The organism is Streptomyces roseicoloratus, assembly GCF_004117935.1.
Lineage (GTDB): Bacteria > Actinomycetota > Actinomycetes > Streptomycetales > Streptomycetaceae > Streptomyces > Streptomyces roseicoloratus.
Genome location: NZ_SDOY01000175.1, coordinates 83,317 through 100,426, shown reverse-complemented (window position 1 = coordinate 100,426; position 17,110 = coordinate 83,317). Strand labels below are relative to the sequence as shown.

Here is a 17,110-nt window from a genome sequence, read left to right as displayed (position 1 = left end):
CCGGTCTCGCCCAGCGCCTGGACGGCGGCGGCACCCGGCTCGCGCTCACCGCCGGCGACCGCCCCGAACGGCTCCCGCTCTCCTTCGCCCAGCAGCGGCTCTGGCTGATCGACCGGATGGAAGGTCCCAGCGCCCTCTACAACCTCCCGCTCGCCCTGCGCGTCAGCGGCCCGCTCGACCCGGCCGCCCTGGAGCTCGCCCTCGGCGACCTGGTCGCCCGTCACGAGATCCTGCGCACCCTGATCGGCGAACAGGACGGCGAACCCCGGCAGCGGATCCTCGCGCCGGCCGAGGCCAGGATCGCCTTCGACCGCCGTGCGGCCCGGCCCGCCGACCCGGCCGCGGCCCTGGCGGAGTGCACCGCCGTCCCCTTCGACCTCGCCGCCGAACTCCCCGTACGCGCCCACCTGTTCCCGCTCGCCGAGGACGAGCACCTGCTCGTCCTCGTCCTCCACCACATCGCCGGCGACGGCCTGTCCATGGACCCGCTGCTGCGGGACCTCGCCACCGGCTACGCCGCCCGACGCGCCGGGCAGGCGCCCGACTGGCAGCCGCTGCCGGTGCAGTACGCCGACTACGCCCTGTGGCAGCGCGAACTCCTCGGCGACGAGGCCGACCCCGACAGCCTCGCCGCACGCCAGCTCGCCTACTGGCGCGAGACCCTGGCCGGTCTCCCCGAGGAGCTGTCGCTGCCCGTCGACCGTTCCCGTCGCGCCGACAGCGGCCACCACGGCGACCGCGTCGTCCTCCCGCTCGGTGCCGAACTGCACCGGTCCCTGGTCGAGTTGAGCCGAGAGCACCGGGTCACGCTGTTCATGACCCTGCAGGCCGGACTCGCCGCGCTGCTGACGCGGCTGGGCGCGGGTACGGACATCCCGATCGGTTCGGTGGTCGCCGGCCGCTCGGACGAGGCCCTGGACGATCTCGTCGGCTTCTTCGTCAACACGCTCGTCCTGCGCACCGACACCTCCGGGGACCCCACCTTCGCCGAACTCCTCGGCCGCGTGCGGGAGACCCAGCTCGACGCCCACGCCCACCAGGACGTGCCGTTCGAGCGGCTGGTCGAGGAGTTCAACCCGGCCCGTTCGCTCGCCCGCCACCCGCTCTTCCAGGTGATGCTGCTGCTCCAGGGCGGCGGACAGGGCGATCCGCAGGCCGCGCCCCTGGACCTGGCCGGGCTCTCCGCCACCGTCGAACCGGTCGGCGGGTACGTGGCCAAGTTCGACCTCTCCATCGCCATGGGCGAGGCCTTCGACGCCGACGGCACACCCGCAGGACTCGAGTGCGCCATCGACTTCGCCACCGACCTCTTCGACCGGGAGACCGTCGAGTCCCTGGCGGTCCGCCTCGGCCGGCTGCTCGCGGCCGCCGCGGCCGTCCCCGACCGGCCCATCGGCCGCATCGACCTGCTCTCCGCCGACGAACGCGCGGAGCTCGTCGCCGACGCGGACGCCCTGCGGTCGGACGTGCCGCTGCTGCCCGCCGTCCTCGCGGCCCAGGCGACCCGCACGCCCGCAGAGACCGCCCTCGTCGCCGGGGACACCCGACTGAGCTGGGCCGAACTGAACGACCGCGCCGACCGCCTCGCCGACCGCCTCGCGGCCGCGGGCGCCGGACCGGACACGGTGGTCGCCCTGGCCCTGCCGCGCTCCGCGGACTCCGTGGTCGCGCTGGTCGCCGTGCTCAAGGCCGGTGCCGCCTCGCTCCCGCTGGACGCCGAGTACCCGGCCGACCGCACGGCCGCGATGCTCGCCGACGCGGCGCCCGCCCTGGCCGTGACGGGCGAAGGCTGGCCCCTGCCCGAACTGCTCGCGGACCTGACCGCCATCACCGTCCCCCCGGCCTCTCCGGCCCGCACGGCGGACCCGGACCGGATGGACTCCCCGGACCGGACGGACTCCCCGGACCCGACGGACTCCCCGGACCGGACGGACACTTCGCACCGTGCGGCCGACCCGGATCGTACGGACGGGTCCGCCCGCTGCTCCGCCGCGGGCAGCGCGGCGCGCCCCGTCACCGCCTCCGACGCCGCGTACGTCATCTACACCTCGGGCTCCACCGGCCGGCCCAAGGGCGTGGTGGTGAGCCACGGTTCGATCGCCGCGCTGCTGGCCTCGCACCGGTCCGCCACCGGGCCGATCGGCGCCACCGAGCGGCGGCACGGCCGCCGGCGGGTCGCGCTGACCGCCTCGCTCTGCTTCGACGCCTCCTGGGACGGCATCCTCTGGCTGGCCGCCGGCCACGAACTGCACCTCGTCGGAGACGACGTCCGCCGCGACGCCGCCGCGCTCGTCCGGCACGTCCGGACCGAGTCGATCGACGTCCTGGAGGTCACGCCCTCCTACGCCGAGCAGCTCGTCGACGAAGGCCTGCTGGACGAGCCCCGTCCGTCGGAGGACGCCCGCGTGGTGCTGCTCGGCGGCGAGGCGGTCGGGCAGACCCTCTGGGACCGGCTGCGCGAGGCGCCGGGCGTCGAAGCCCACAACCTCTACGGGCCCACCGAGTCCACCGTCGACGCGCTCACCCAGCCGATCGCCGCCACCGAGCGCCCGGCCCTCGGCCGGACCGCCCTCGGCACCCGCGCCTACGTCCTCGACGACCACCTCCACCCGGTCCCCGCCGGCGTGCCCGGCGAGCTCTACCTGGCCGGCGCCGGCCTCGCCCGCGGCTACCTCGGCCGCCCCGCGCTGACCGCCGAGCGCTTCGTCGCCGACCCGTTCGCGGCGGGGGAGCGGATGTACCGCACGGGCGACCTGGTGCGCCGCGCCCGTGACGGCCGGATCGACTACCTGGGCCGCACCGACCACCAGGTCAAGATCCGCGGCTTCCGCATCGAACCCGGCGAGATCGAGCACGTGCTGACCCGGCACCCCCAGGTCCACGCCGCCACCGTCACCGTCCACGAGGACGCCGCCGCAGGGCCCCGCCTGGTCGCCCACGTCGTGACGGACGGGCCGCTCGATCCGGCCGAACTGCGCGCCTTCGCCGCCGAGTCGCTGCCCGGCCACATGCTCCCCGCCGCCGTCGTTCCGCTCGACGCGCTGCCGCTGACCGCCAGCGGCAAGGTCGACCGGCGCGCGCTGCCCGCGCCCGACTTCGTCTCCTCACCCACCGGGCGCCCACCCCGGACGGCACACGAGGAAGTACTGTGCGGTCTCTTCGCCGAGGTCCTCGGCCTCCCCGGCCCGGTCTCCGTCGACGACGGCTTCTTCGACCTCGGCGGCCACTCCCTCCTCGCCATGAAGCTGCTCGGCCGGATCCGTACCGGCCTCGGCGCCGACCTCGGCATACGGGTCCTCTTCGAGGCCCCGACCGTGGCCGCCCTCGCCCGGCGCGTCGCCCGCGACCTCACGGACACGGCCGCCACCGACGCCCGCAGCGCCCTCGACGTGCTGCTCCCGCTGCGCGCCGGCGGCACCAAGGCCCCGCTCTTCTGCGTGCATCCGGCGGCCGGCGTCAGCTGGGTCTACTCCGGACTGCTGCGCCACCTCGACCAGGACCGCCCGGTCCACGGCCTGCAGGCGCGCGGACTGCGCGGCGCGTCCGCACCGTCCTCCGTCGCCGAGATCGCCGAGGACTACGTACGGCAGATCCGCGCCGTCCAGCCGGAAGGCCCGTACCACCTGCTCGGCTGGTCCTTCGGAGCCGTGGTCGCCCAGGCCATGGCGGTCGCCCTGCAGGCCGCCGGCCAGGAGGTCGCCCTGCTCGCCCTCCTCGACGGCCTGCCCGCCGACCCCGCCCGCTACGCCACCGACCCCGCCGGCGGCGGCGGTGGAACCGCCCGCGACACCGACGGCGCCGGCCCGTCGTCCGGCGACGACCCGGTCGACACGCTTGACGAGCTGCTCGCCTCCCTGGGCTACGACCCCGCCGACGGACGCGGCCAGGCCGAGCTCACCGCGCTCCTCGGCGAGGCCGCCGGCGTCCTGCCCGACGTCTTCGCACTGCACCGCAAGCTGATGGCCGAGCACGTCCCGGACCGCTACCGCGGTGACGCCGTGTACGTCGGCGCCACCCTCGACAAGCCCGCCGGCTGGCCCTACGGAGCGGCCTGGGGCCCGTACGTCGAAGGCCGCGTCGAGGAGCACCGCATCCCCTGCACGCACGGCGCCATGACGCGGCCGGAACCCCTCGCACGGATCGCCGCCGTGCTGGCCGAGAAGCTCGGAGAGTGACCCGCCATGACCACAGCGTCCGTCAAGCCGCCGTCCCCGGGCCCCTCCTCGCCGCCGGCGACGCAACCGCCGCGGAGGAGCCGCTGGGGCCTCTGGGCCCAGCACAACTTCCGCAACCTCTGGATCGGCGAGACCACCAGCGGCCTCGGCACCGCGGTCGGCAACGTCGCGCTCGCCCTGGTGGCCGTCGTCACCCTGGAGGCCTCGCCGTTCACGGTCGGCCTGCTGACCGCCTCGGCCTGGGTGCCGTGGCTCTTCCTCGGCCTGATCGCGGGTGCCTGGGTGGACCGCTGGTCCCGGCTCAAGGTGATGCTGGTCTGCGACCTCCTGCTGCTCGTGCTCTTCGGCAGCGTGCCGGTGGCCGCCTGGCTGGACGTGCTGACCATGGCCCAGCTGGTCGTCGTGGCGCTGCTCGCCGGCGCGGTCAAGGTGTTCCTGTCCACCGCCAACAGCGCCGTCCTGCCCGCCCTGGTCGCCAAGCAGGACCTCCTGGAGGCCAACGTCAAACTGCGCTCGGGTGACGCGGCGGCCGAGATCGCGGGACCCGGCATCGCCGGCCTCCTCTCCCAGGCGTTCGGAGCGGTCAGCGGACTGCTCGCCGACGCGGTCACCTACCTGGTGGCGGCGGTCTGCGTCGGCTCCCTCCGGGTCGAGGAGAAGCCGCCGGCGGTCTCCGAACGGCGCGGCATCCTCCGCGAGATCGGCGAGGGCGTCCGCTTCCTCGTGCGCGACCCGTACCTGCGGACGCTCGCGAGCTTCGCGGCCGTCGGCAACCTCGGCCTCAACGGCATCCAGGCGGTGCAGACCGTCTTCCTCATCCGCAGCGTGGGCGTCACGCCCGGCGGCGTCGGGATGGTCTTCGCGGTCGTGTCGATCGGCGGGCTCGCCGGAGCGACGCTCGCCGGCCGGATCGCCCGCCGCTTCGGCACCGCCCGCGGGCTCCTCCTCTGCGAGCTGGTCGGGGCGCCGTTCATCCTCCTCCTGCCGCTCGCCGGGGACCGGCTGCCGCTGGCGGCCAGCGCCGTGGCCTGGTCCGTCGCCGTCTGCGGCGTGATCGCCGGAAACGTCATCGCCGGCAGCTTCTACCAGGCGTACTGCCCGCCCGCGATGATCGGACGGATCCGCGCCAGCGCCTCGACCGTCAACTTCTCCGCCATCCCGCTCGGAGCCCTGCTCGGCGGCTGGCTCGGCGAGGTGCTCGGCGCCCGCACCACCATCTGGATCATGGCGAGCGTGCTGCTCTCGGCCGGCGCGGTGCTCCTCGCCAGCCCGCTGCGCGCGATGCGGAGCTTCCCCGAACGCCCGGCCGAGTCCTGACCGGCCGCACCACCGGCCGGCGTTCGCCACGGCCGCCGCCCCGGGCCTGCCCGGTCCGGGGCGAGCCGGCGTCCTCCACGGCACCCGCTTCCGTGCCCGTGCCGGCCCCGCACCCGCACCCGCACCCGTGCCGGCACCCGTATTTGCGCCGTGCCCGTGCCGGAACCGAGTCCGCGCCAGCACCCGCGCCCGCGCCCGCACCCCCACCCTCGACCTCACCTTCACACTCCCACCCTCCGGAGCCTCCCGTGACCCGCACCGCCCGCCCGCGCCGCTTCCTGATGTGCCGTCCCACCCACTTCGAGGTCAGCTACGCGATCAACCCCTGGATGGACCCGGCGAAGCCCGTCGACACCGACCTCGCCGTCCTCCAGTGGGAGCGGCTCCACGAGCTGTACGCCGAGCTCGGCCACCGCGTCGACCTGATCGACCCGCTGCCCGGGCTGCCCGACATGGTGTACGCGGCGAACGGCGCGACCGTCGTCGACGGCAAGGTGCTCGGCGCACGGTTCCGCAACGCCGAGCGCGCCGCCGAGGGCCCCGCCTACCTGGAGTGGTTCCGGGAGCACGGCTTCACCACCCACGACCCGGTCCACGTCAACGAGGGCGAGGGCGACCTGCTCCTGACGGGCGGCCACCTGCTGGCCGGGCGCGGCTTCCGCAGCGTCTCCGCCGGACACGCGGAGGCCCAGGAGTTCCTCGGCCGCCCGGTGATCGGCCTGGACCTCGTGGACCCGCGCTTCTACCACCTGGACACGGCGCTCAGCGTGCTCGACACCGACGAGGTCATGTACTACCCGGGCGCGTTCTCGCCCGGCAGCAGGGCGGTGCTGCGCCGGCTCTTCCCGGACGCGGTGCTCGTGGAGGAGGCGGACGCGGAGGCGTTCGGCCTCAACGTGATGAGCGACGGCCTGAACGTGGTGCTGCCGGAGGCCGCGACCGGTGTGGCGGCGCGGCTGCGCGAGCGGGGCTTCCGGCCGATCGGCATGGACCTCTCCGAGCTGTTCAAGGGCGGCGGCAGCGTGAAGTGCTGCACGCTGGAGATCCGAGAGGCGGCCTGACCCCGCGGCCGCCCCCGTCGGCGCCCCATCGACGCGCCGAACGATGCCCTTCGGCGGGCCGGTCAGCACCCCGCGACACCACGGTCGACGTCCCGATCGACTCTCCGACCAGCACCCCGACCGTCACCCGACCATGACCCGACCAGGACCCGTTCAACGCCCCGATCAACGCCCCGATCAACGCGGCCGATCGACGTACGGTGCTCGTACGTCGATCGGCCGTTGAACGCGCCTTGCCATGCTGATCCCATCAGCCCGGAACACCCCGGAAAAGCCCCGCGAAACCCCTTTCCATCAGGGAAGACGACCCAGGGAGCAGTCATGGCGAAGCGCACGAACATCCTCGGTGCCACCCGGATCCGTCCGGCCCTCGCGGCTCTCGGCCTCGGCGCGGTGATCGCCCTCGGCGCGGCCGGTACGGCGATGGCCGACGGCGTCACCGACACCGGCTCGACCGGCACGTCCACCACGCAGCAGGTCCCGGCGCCGGCCCCGACGCCCACCCCGACCGACGACACGGACTGGAACAGCACCGGTTCCTGAGGGACACCGCACGCACCACCGAGCAGTACCGTTTCTCCGGATCCTGGGGACCGAGGGTCTCAGGGATCGACGAGGGCGAACGCCGGCTCCTCCAGCAGCACGGCCACCTCGGCCGCCTCCGGCAGTCCGAGCCGGCAGAAGATCCCGTACGCTTCCCGCAACCGCGCCCCCGCCTCGGCCCCGCGCCCGAGGTCCGCCAGCGAGCGGCCCAGCACCACGAGTGCCTGTGCCTGGTCCCGTTCCGCCCCCAGCTCCTCGCAGAGCACCAGCGCCTGACCGGCGTGGTCGAGGGCCTCCTCGGCCCGGCCGAGCGAGCGGAGGCTGTCCGCGAGCCGGTAGCGCGCGTGCGCCGCCCGGTCGCGCAGACCGGCTTCCGTCGCCACCGTCAGACACTCGCCGAACCAGGTCACCGCCTCCTCGTGCCGCCCGAGTCCGTGCAGCGCCAGGCCGAGGACGTACAGCGTGTACGCACGGCCGGGATCGTCCTGCCGGGTCCTGAGCTCCGCGAGCACCTCGTGACAGATCTCCACCGCCTCGGCCGCCCGCCCGCTGCGCACCCTCGCCAGTGCGGCGTTCACCGTCGTCACCAGGGCGCCGGAGCGGTGCCCCAGCTCGTTGGCGAGCAGCAGCGCCTCGTCGTAGTGGGTCACCGCCTCGTCGAAGCGGCTGAGGAACTGGCAGATCAACCCGAGGTCGTTGAGCGCCTGCCGCAGGATCACCGTGTCACCGGCCGCCCGTGCCGAGTCCACCGCCTGCCGTGCCGCCGCCTCGGCGGCGTCGAGGCGCGTCGCCGCCAGGGCCACGTTGCCACGCAGGAAGTGCGCCCGCCCGGCAGCACGCACGTCGCCGTGTCGCACCGCCGCCTCCGCCAACGCATCGGCGGTGGTGGACAGTTGGCGACTCGGCGGAGTGAGGACGAACGGGGTCAGCGCGATCAGCAGATCGATCGCGGCACGCAGCGCCGTGCCTCCGGCCGCGCCCTCGGGCGCCGCCCCGCCCACCGCCGCGGTTCCCGGAGTTCCGGCAGGTCCCGGGGTTCCCGGCATCCCGGCCGGCGTACCCGCTCCCGCCTCCGCCGCCACCTGGGCCGCCAGCGCCGCGGCGCCCGCGCGCTCCGCCACGACCCACTCGCGCGCCGCGTCCCACCCGGTCAGCGGCACGCCGGGGGAGCGGGCCGGACCCAGCGCGCCCGCGGCCGGATCACCCGGGACCGCGTACTGGAACGCGGTGCACGCGGTGGCGAGCAGATGGTCGAGCAGCCGGTCGCGCGCCGCCACCGCCTCCCCGCCCGCCACCGGGTCGCCGGCCGTCGAGCTGTCCCCCTCCTCCGTCGGGCGCCGCCGGGCGAAGGCCCGCAGCAGGTCGTGGTACCGGTACCGCCCCGGGAAGGGCGACTCCACCATCGCCACGTCCACCAGCGCCTCCAGCAGGTCCTCGGCGTCGTACTCGTCGAGGTCGAGCAGGGCGGCGGCGGCCGGAAGACCGATGTCGGGCCCGTCCACCGAGGCGACCAGACGGAACGCCCGCGCCTGGTCCGGGGTCAGCTGGCGATAGCTCAGTTCGAACGCGGCGGCGACCGCGAGGTCACCGATCCGCAGCTCGTCGATCCGCCGCCGCTCCACGTGCAGCCGGCGGCTCAGCGTCTCCACCGTCCAGCCCGGCCGGGCCGCGAGCCGGGCGGCCACGATCCGCACCGCCAGCGGCAGATGTCCGCAGGCCACCACGAGGTCGAGCGCCGCCTCCCGCTCGGCGGCCAGCCGCTCCTCGCCGATGGTGCGGCCGAGCAGGGCCAGCGACTCGGAGGGCTGGAACACGTCCAGGTCGACCTGGACGGTGGCGGGCAGCCCGGCCGGCCGGGTGCGGCCGGTGGTGAGGACCGCGCAGCCGACGGCACCCGGCAGCAGCGGCCGGATCTGCGCCGCGTCCTTGGCGTTGTCGAGCACCAGCAGCAGTCGCCGCCCGTCCACCACGGACCGGAACAGCGCCGAACGCGCGTCGAGCCCGTCCGGCACCGCGTCGCCCGAGACCCCGAGCGCCACGAGGAACCCGCTGAGCACCGCCTCCGGATCGGCCGGTACGGGATCGGAGCCCCGCAGGTCCACGTACAGCTGGCCGTCCGGATAGAACTCCCGCACCTGGTGCGCCACGTGCAGGGCCAGCGCCGTCTTGCCCACGCCGCCCATGCCGACCACGCTGGCGATCACCAGCGCCTGCGCCGACGGTGCGCCGAGCGCCTCGCACAGCACCCGGACCGGCGCCGTACGGCCGGTGAAGTCGGCCGCGTCCGGGGGAAGCTGGGCGGGCCGCGGCGGTGCGGCCGCCGGACGGGCGGCAGCGGTCCCGTCCCGGCCGTCGCGTCCGTCCCCCTCCTCCCGGGCACCGGACGTACCGGCCGCGTCGGCCCGCGATCCTGCCGGTTCGCGGCCACCCGCCCCGTCCGCGGAAGCACCGTCGCCGGCGCCGCCCGGCACCGCGCCCGTCTCCGGCTCCTCCGCACGAACCGGGGCCGCTGCCGCCTCCCCGCCCGCGCTGGGCACCGGACCCTGCCGTGCCGCCGGCCCCGGCTCCGGAGCGGCCAGTGCCGGATCGCCCTCCAGGATCCTGCGGTGCAGCTGGTCGAGCTCCGCGCCGGGCGCGACGCCCAGCTCCGCGAGGAACAGCTGCCGCGCCCCGCGGTAGACCGCGAGCGCGTCCGCCTGCCGCCCGGCCTGGTAGAGCGCCCGCATCAGCAGGCCGTACGCCCGCTCGTGCAGGGGGTGTTCGGTGGTCAGCGCGGTCAGCTCGGGGATGCACCGCGAGTGGCGACCGAGGGCCAGATCGAGCCCGATCCGCTCCTCCAGGAGGGTCAGGCGAAGTTCTTCGAGGCGTTGCCGGTGACGCTCGGCGAACGGTCCCGGGATGCCGGTCAGCGGTTCGCCCTGCCACAGCTCCAACGCCTGGTTGAGCAGGTCGCGGGCGCGCAGCGGATCGATCCGCGCGATGCGCTCCGCCTCGGCGGCCAGCGACTCCGCCTGCGCCGAGTCGACCGCGAGCTTCGGCAGCACCAGCCGGTAGCCGTCGCCCATCGACACCAGCACGCTCGACGCGGGCCGTCCGCCCTGGCCGGATCTGGCCCCCTCCTCTTCCGCGCCGGGGTCCCCCGCGTCCAGCATCTTGCGCCATCGCCACGCGTACGTACGCACCGTCGTCATCGCCGCGCTCGGCGGTTCCTCGCCCCACAGCGCGGAGATCAGGTCGGTGGCGCTCGCCGAGTACCCCGGCCGCAGCAGGAGGACGGCCAGCATCGCCTGCTGCTGCGGACTCCCCACCTTGAGCGGAGTCTCACCTCGGTGAGCCCGCATCAGACCGAGTAACGAGAAACGGAGATCGCCCATATCCTGCCCCCCACCCGCCCCAGAACACGGTCGCCGCCCCGTTCGGCGCACATGTCAGTCTTTGTGTCACCTTTTTAACCACAGCGTCGCACCCGGTGTCGAGAGCCTGTCGCATCTGTTGAGCCTGTGGTGATCAGGTGTTGAACCCCGAAGGTCAGAATCGTCGTGCCGCGGGCCCGCCGGAGACGGAACGGCACCGCCCGCCCGCCCCCTCGGCCGCCGGTGGCGCCGGGCCTGACCATACATTCGGAGGCGGATGTCCGTGAACACCGCATTGCTGTACCGGCTGCTCGACACCGACCCGGCGGACGGGCCCGCCGAACTGTTCCACCGCGCCCGGGCCGGCCGTCACCTGCCCCACTTGGTGCTGTCCGCCCTGGCCCGCGACGGCGTACGGATGGGGCAGCCGGCCCGCGCCGAACTCCGCCGCGCCCGCGACCGCGCCGCCCACTACGCCCGCCTGGCCGCCGAACTCGCCCGCTCCACCGGCGTCCGCGCCATCCGCGGCCTGCCGCTCGCCGGCCTCTACCCGGCCGGACTGCTCCGGCCGCTGGACACCCTCGACCTGGTGGCGCCGGACCAGGCGGCCCTGTGGCAGGCCGTCATCCGGCTGGTCACCGACCACCCGGTGGAGCACATCGACGTCTCCCTGCTCGGCGACCGGCCGCACCACACCGCCGTCACCGTCCACTGGCCGGCCGAGGACCCCCTGGCCGACCCCTGGTACCGGGTCCACCTCAGCACCGCGGCCCTGCCCGGCAACGGCTCGACCGTGCCCGTCCGGCCGTACCTGGTCGCCGACCAGCACGTCGAGTGCCTCATCGCCCTCGCCGAGGCCCGCCTGAGGTGTCCCGACGACCCTCCCTGTCCGGTCACCGTCCTCGACGTCGCCGGCCTCACGGGCCGGCCCTTCGAACCCGCCGAGACCGCCGCCGTCCTCGCCGCCTACCGCCTGGCCCCCGAGGCCGCCGGCCTCCTCGACCACGCGGCGGACCATCTGCCGCTCGGTCCGCTCGCCGCCGTCCGCGCCGCACTCGCCCCGGAGCTCGGCCCCGAACGCCGCCGCCGCGCCGGGGCCGCCGCCCACCGACGACTCGTGACCCGCCACGGCACGCTCCTGCGCCGCACCGTCATCCGTCACGCCTGGGACGAGTCCCGCCTGCTCACCCCGGCCCCCGACACGCCCCTGCTGCTGACCCCCGTGGCCGACTACCTCCTCACACCCACCCCCGTCACCCCCGTCACCCCGACCCTCCGCACCGCGGCCCTGAAGGCCCTCCACGCGTGGGACGCGGCCGTGTGCTGACGTACACACGGCGGCGGCGACGGCGCCGACGGCCGGAGGCGGCGCCGCACGCGTACCGGACGTGATGGCCGACGGTGATCGTCATCGTCGCCGCGTGCGGGCACGAGCACCGGCCGGCGCGGCCGGTCCGCATCCCCGCCGACCTCCTCGCTTCCCGACCCGGAGCGGCCCGTGCTGCGATACTGGCCGGACTGGGCGAGACGGCGGCGGCACGGCCCGCCGGACGCCGCCACCGCCGCCGCTCCGACCGGAAGGCCCGTCATGAACGAGCAGACCGAGCAGACCGAGCAGACCGAGCGCGTGGAGCCGGCCGGCGAGGCCGGGAGGCCGGCGGCGCCCGTCGTCCGTCACGTCGACGCGCGCCACCGCTACGAGATCCTGGTCGACGACAAGCGCGCCGGTCTCACCGCGTACCGCGACCGGGACGACCGGCGGGTCTTCTTCCACACCGAGATCGACGACGCCTACGCCGGACAGGGCCTCGCCGGCGTCCTCGTCGAGCAGGCGCTGAGCGACGTCCGTGCCGCGGGCATGCGGATCGTCCCGGTCTGCCCGTACGTCGCCAGGTTCCTGAAGAAGCACGAGGAGTTCGCGGACATCACCGACGCGGTGACGCCGGAGGTCCTTCGGTGGCTGGACAACCAACTGGGCCGCTGACCCGACCGCGTGAACCCGTCGCCCACCACCCGCGATCCGAGACTTGCGAAAGCTGTTGCAAGATCTTGCGGACCGGCTCCGGGCGCTGTTTGACTGCGCCGCATGACCAGCGACCCCGCCACGGCCGACCCCGCCACGGCCGACACCTCCTCTGTCCGCACCTCCGCCGCGGATGCCGCCGCCCCCACCGACATCGACGTCCTCGTCCTCGGCGGAGCGGGCGTCGACACCGTCGTCTACGTCCCCGAGCTGCCCCTGCCGCTCGCCGACAGCCACATGATCGGCACCGGCATCGTGACCCGCGCCGGGCAGACCGGCGACTTCGTCGCGCTCGGGCTGCACCGGCTCGGGAGGCGCGTCCACCACCTCGACATGCTCGGCGCCGATCCCGAGGGCGACCTGGTCCGCGCCTTCCACCGGGATCAGGGCATCCCCCTCACCGAGGTACCGCAGCCCGCCGGAACGAAGCGGGCCGTCAACCTCGTCGGCCCCGACGGACGACGGCTCTCCCTCTACGACGCCACCCGCGGCCGCGACGACGACCGGCTGCCCCCGGAGACCGTGCGCGCCCTCGCAGCCCGAAGCCGGCACGCCCACGTCTCACTCACCCAGCCCTGCGCGCACGCCTTGCCCGAGCTGCGCGCCGCCGGCGTGACGATCTCGACCGATCTGCACGACTGGGACGGCGTGGCGGCCTACCACCTGCCCTTCGCCCTCGGCGCCGACCTCGTCTTCGTCTCCGCCGCCGCCCTCGACGACCCCGGGCGCACCCTGCGCGAGATCGTCACCCGCGGCCGTGCCTCCGTGGCCGTCGCCACCGCCGGCGCCGCGGGCGCGTACCTGCTCACCGGACCCGACGACGAGCTCGTCCACGTGCCCGCCGTCGCACCGGCCGCCCCGGTCGTCGACAGCAACGGCGCCGGTGACGCCTTCGCCGCAGGCTTCCTCCACGCCTGGCTCTCCGGCGCCCCCGCCCGTACCTGCGCCCTGTACGGAAGCGTGGCCGGCGCGTACGCCTGCACCGTGCCCTCCACCCGCGCCGAGGCCATCGGCGGGGACGCGCTCGACGCCGAGGCGGCCCGCCTGGCCGCCGTGCCGGGTGGTCTCGCGCCGCTCCCGGCGCATGTCAGGATCGAAGGATGACAGAGAAGATCATCGCGGCGTGCGACGGCGCGTCCAAGGGGAACCCCGGGCCGGCCGCCTGGGCCTGGGTCATCGGGACCGAGGCGGGCGAGATCGCCCACTGGGAGGCGGGTCCGCTCGGCACCGCGACCAACAACGTCGCCGAACTCACCGCGCTCCTCCGCCTCTTGGAGCGCCTCGACCCCGCCGTGCCCGCCGAGGTGCGGATGGACTCGCAGTACGCGATGAAGGCCGTCACCACCTGGCTGCCCGGCTGGCGCCGCAAGGGCTGGAAGACGGCCGCCGGCACCCCCGTCGCCAACAAGGAACTGGTGGTGCGCATCGACGAACTGCTCGCCGACCGGCGCGTGGAGTTCGTCTACACCCCCGCCCACCAGGTCGACGGCGACCCGCTGAACGACGCCGCCGACCGAGCCGCCAGCCACACCGCCCGCAGCCAGCAGCCCGCCGGCTCCGCCGCGGGCTCCGCGCTGCCGCCGGCGGAGCCCGCCTCCGCCCGCCCTGCCGCCAAGCGGGCCCGCAAGGCGACCAGCGCCTCCCGCCCCGCGCGCGCCGGTGCGCGCTCCGGTTCCACCGCCCCCTCGCTCAAGGCCCGGTTCCCCGGCCGCTGCCGCTGCGGACAGCCGTACGGCAAGGGCGAGACCATCACCAAGAACCCCGACGGCTGGGGGCACCCGGCCTGCGCGGAAGCCGCTTCGTAACACCCGCGGGCACGTCGCGGAGCTCGATGCGGGGGCCTGTGGAGGCCAATGCAGTTGCCCTACGGTCGAGCCACAGAGCTACTGGGCTGTCTCGGTCGACTTCTGGCTCCAGCGCAGTTCGTTCACCGCCTCTGCCGCTTCCTCGCGGACCTCGGGGTGGGGGTGGTGAAGGAACCGCTCGACGATCGGCAGTGCCGCCTGGTCGTGAGTCGAACCGAGGATGGCCAGGACGTAGTCCAGGAGCAAGGGTTCGAAGCCGTCCGCACCGACGGCGAGTGGCTCCACCACCCGGTAGGGAAGTTCGTAGTGCGTGGAGGCGGTGCAGGCTGCGTGCAGCGCTGACTCCCGCACCGGGTAGCTCTCATCAGACAGCGCGACCGTGACGAGGCGCCCGACGGCCCGCTCGGCGTCGTCCGGCGTCAGGCGGCCCGTCTCCAGCACGTCGCTGACGACATCGAGGCAGAGGTCCCGGCGGCCCGCATCGGAGGCGTTCAGCTCCTCCCAGGCCGATTCGATCAATGCAGTCAGTCCCTGGTATCCGTCCACGGCCAGAGCTTAGGAGACGGTCGCCGCCTGGTCTCAGGGATAAATGACGGGGTGAGGGCGGTGAAGCAGCCTGTGTTCCCTTCAGTGCCGGCCGTCCAGCCCTGCGGCTGCTCTTCGCCTTCGAGGTTGGGTTGTGGGCCCATCGGCCGGGCTGGACCGTGTCGCGTCTGGCACGGGTCCTCAGGACGGGCCAGCGGTTCGGTTTCTTGATCGCGCGTGGGCAGTCCCGGTTGCGCCGGGTCGGAAGAAGGCGTTCCCGGTGGAGCGCGACCAGCTCGGCGGCCGGATACTGCTCAGGGTCCGCAGTGTCGTGCCCAGATAGGCGACCTTGCCGTCCTTGGCGAAGGCGATGACGCGCTAGATCACGTGACGGGGAAGGGCCCGGCCCTCTCGTGCGGCGCGGAGCCGGACCTCCTTGCCTGGTCGCGCCATCGACAGGTACGAGCCGCCCGGTAGTTCCTCCTGGGCGGTGTCGAGGTGGTTGGACTGGAGCCTGGCCCGCAGATCCGCGCCCGCCACGGTGAAGATGTGCGCGAACTCGACCGACCAGAAGCCGCGGTCGGCGATGACCAGGTCGCCGGGGCCGGTGGAGCCGGCCAGCGGGTAGGCGAGGCTGCGTTCTCCGTCGCGGTAGCCGCCCAGGCGGGCATCGAGGACTCCGTGCGTTCCGATCCCGGCCAGTACGACTGCTCTGACTTGGGGGGACCCGAAGGGAACGCCGCCGGTGGTGGAGGGGCCGTCGAAGGTGTCGCCGTTGCTCGTCGCATCCGGGAGATCGAACGGGGTGCCGTCCAGGGCGAGGAGCCGCAGCCTCCGCCACCACGCGACAGGCGTCTCCGGGGTCGCGAGCGGGCCGGCCACCTGACGGAACACGGTCTCCAGCACGTCCTCCCCGAGGCGGGCACGAGCCCGGGACAACGACGACCGGTTCACCCGCGCGACGGCCCGGCTGCCCGGGATGCCGCTGGTCGGCACCCGCACCTCCTCCTCGTACGACTCCCGGGCGAACAGACACAGGGCCAGGACGAAGTTCACGACAGCCCGTCGGCAGAAGCCGGCGGCGACGCTCGGCTCGGTCGTGCTTGGCTATCGCCGCGTCGACCAGCTCGGCAGTGAATATCTTTGTCAAGATCCCGATCCGCACCCGCTGGCCCGCACCCCACCCCGTCACACGCGGGGCAACGATCTCCGCAACTCAAAAGCAACTGCATTGGCCTGTGGAGGCCCCGCGCCGAGCCCCTGCCAGGGCGGGGGCGAGCAGCCTGGCAGGGCGCTCGCGGGCCCTGCTGGGCCGAACGGGGGATGGGGCGAACCGGACATTCACCGGGCCGTGCGCACGGGTTCGTGTGGGGTTCTGTTCTCGGGGCCGCCGGGGCTGCATACTGTTCCTCCCGCCACCGATGGCGAACCGTTTCACTTGCCCTTTTCCCCTTGGGCGAAGCGGTCGGCAACGGGCGGAACCCCTCCCTTTCATCGTCGCCGCGATCCGGCGTGCGATGACCCCTGCCCGTGAAAGACCCGAGGATCGTGCCAGTACCCGTAGTCCTGTCCGGGCGCTCCGTGCGCCTGGAACCGCTGGCCATGCGCCACGCCGAGGGCATCGCCTGGGCGGGCGCACTGGACCGTGCGTCCTACGCCTATACCGCCGTGCCCCACGGCCTTGACGCCTCCTGCGACTACATCGCCCGCGCCCTCGCCGAACAGGCGGCGGGCCGGGCCCTGCCCTTCGCCATGGTCGACCCCCATACCGGCCGGGTCCTCGGCTCGACCCGTTTCCTGGAACTCGACTACTGGCGCGGACCCGTCATCTGGCCGCCGGTCACCGGGGTGCCCCACGGCGACCCGCTGACCTCGGTCCCCGACGCCGCCGAGATCGGCAACACCTGGATCGCCGGCGAGGCCCGCGGGACCGGCGTCAACACCGAGGCCAAGTACCTCATGCTGCGGCACGCGTTCGAGTCCTGGGGCCTGCGCCGGATCTCGATGCGGGCCGACGCCCGCAACACCCGCTCCCGCGTCGCGATCGAGCGCCTCGGCGCGAGCTGTGAAGGGGTGCGCCGAGCCCACTCGCGGGGCCTGGACGGCGTGGTCCGCGACACCGCGTTCTACTCGATCCTCGACGAGGAGTGGCCGGCCGTCCGCAGCATCATCGAGCTCCGCCTCCCGGGCCTCCGTCCGCGGACGGGGCTTCCGCCGGCGGGCTTCCCGGGGCAGACCCTGGAGCACGGCGGCGCGGGCGAACTGCTGCCGGCCTGACCACACGCCCCGCGGAGCGGGCGCCGGGTCC

The 17,110-nt window shown here is 74.4% G+C and carries 12 protein-coding genes; 9 read left to right on the top strand and 3 right to left on the bottom strand.

Annotated features, from left to right (window positions below):
* The 4 genes from ESG85_RS32885 to ESG85_RS32870 all read left to right on the top strand — a co-directional run.
* Positions 1 to 4,175: non-ribosomal peptide synthetase (locus ESG85_RS32885; protein WP_342781445.1), on the top strand; the 4,175-nt coding region annotated here is incomplete at its 5' end.
* A gap of 6 nt (positions 4,176 to 4,181) precedes the next feature.
* The gene (locus tag ESG85_RS32880) at positions 4,182 to 5,492 is read left to right on the top strand and encodes an MFS transporter (RefSeq protein ID WP_128984833.1); all 1,311 of its coding nucleotides are present in this window, start codon (positions 4,182 to 4,184) and stop codon (positions 5,490 to 5,492) included.
* A 248-nt stretch (positions 5,493 to 5,740) separates the two neighbouring features.
* Positions 5,741 to 6,553 (top strand): dimethylargininase, encoded by an 813-nt coding sequence (gene ddaH, locus ESG85_RS32875; protein ID WP_342781444.1) that lies wholly within the window; start codon positions 5,741 to 5,743, stop codon positions 6,551 to 6,553.
* Between the two features lie 321 nt (positions 6,554 to 6,874).
* Positions 6,875 to 7,096, top strand: a complete 222-nt coding sequence (locus ESG85_RS32870) for a hypothetical protein (RefSeq protein ID WP_128984832.1) — start codon at positions 6,875 to 6,877, stop codon at positions 7,094 to 7,096.
* A 59-nt stretch (positions 7,097 to 7,155) separates the two neighbouring features.
* Here ESG85_RS32870 and ESG85_RS32865 read toward each other — a convergent pair whose 3' ends face one another.
* A complete protein-coding gene (locus ESG85_RS32865; protein WP_246095502.1) occupies positions 7,156 to 10,404 on the bottom strand; it encodes an AfsR/SARP family transcriptional regulator in 3,249 nt (1,082 codons plus the stop codon).
* Between the two features lie 328 nt (positions 10,405 to 10,732).
* Here ESG85_RS32865 and ESG85_RS32860 point away from each other — a divergent pair, with 328 nt between their 5' ends.
* The 4 genes from ESG85_RS32860 to ESG85_RS32845 all read left to right on the top strand — a co-directional run bounded on the left by ESG85_RS32860 (position 10,733) and on the right by ESG85_RS32845 (position 14,277).
* Positions 10,733 to 11,776, top strand: a complete 1,044-nt coding sequence (locus tag ESG85_RS32860; protein ID WP_128984830.1) for a hypothetical protein — start codon at positions 10,733 to 10,735, stop codon at positions 11,774 to 11,776.
* Between the two features lie 261 nt (positions 11,777 to 12,037).
* Positions 12,038 to 12,433, top strand: coding sequence for a GNAT family N-acetyltransferase (locus ESG85_RS32855; protein WP_128984829.1), 396 nt, complete (start codon positions 12,038 to 12,040; stop codon positions 12,431 to 12,433).
* 102 nt (positions 12,434 to 12,535) lie between these two features.
* Positions 12,536 to 13,576 carry a PfkB family carbohydrate kinase gene (locus tag ESG85_RS32850; protein WP_128984828.1) on the top strand — a complete coding sequence of 347 codons (1,041 nt, stop codon included), beginning with the start codon at positions 12,536 to 12,538 and terminating at the stop codon, positions 13,574 to 13,576.
* Positions 13,573 to 14,277 carry a ribonuclease H family protein gene (locus ESG85_RS32845; protein ID WP_128984827.1) on the top strand — a complete coding sequence of 235 codons (705 nt, stop codon included), beginning with the start codon at positions 13,573 to 13,575 and terminating at the stop codon, positions 14,275 to 14,277. The genes ESG85_RS32850 and ESG85_RS32845 overlap by 4 nt, the downstream gene beginning before the upstream one ends.
* 78 nt (positions 14,278 to 14,355) lie before the next feature.
* Here the strand turns inward: ESG85_RS32845 and ESG85_RS32840 are convergent, their stop codons facing one another.
* Positions 14,356 to 14,823, bottom strand: a complete 468-nt coding sequence (locus ESG85_RS32840) for a HEAT repeat domain-containing protein (protein WP_164986372.1) — start codon at positions 14,821 to 14,823, stop codon at positions 14,356 to 14,358.
* 357 nt (positions 14,824 to 15,180) lie between these two features.
* Positions 15,181 to 15,858 (bottom strand): transposase domain-containing protein, encoded by a 678-nt coding sequence (locus ESG85_RS32835; RefSeq protein ID WP_128984825.1) that lies wholly within the window; start codon positions 15,856 to 15,858, stop codon positions 15,181 to 15,183.
* Between the two features lie 492 nt (positions 15,859 to 16,350).
* On the opposite strand from ESG85_RS32835, the gene ESG85_RS32825 reads away from it, so the two are divergent.
* Positions 16,351 to 17,079, top strand: a complete 729-nt coding sequence (locus ESG85_RS32825; RefSeq protein WP_128984824.1) for a GNAT family N-acetyltransferase — start codon at positions 16,351 to 16,353, stop codon at positions 17,077 to 17,079.
* Positions 17,080 to 17,110: the final 31 nt, after the last annotated feature.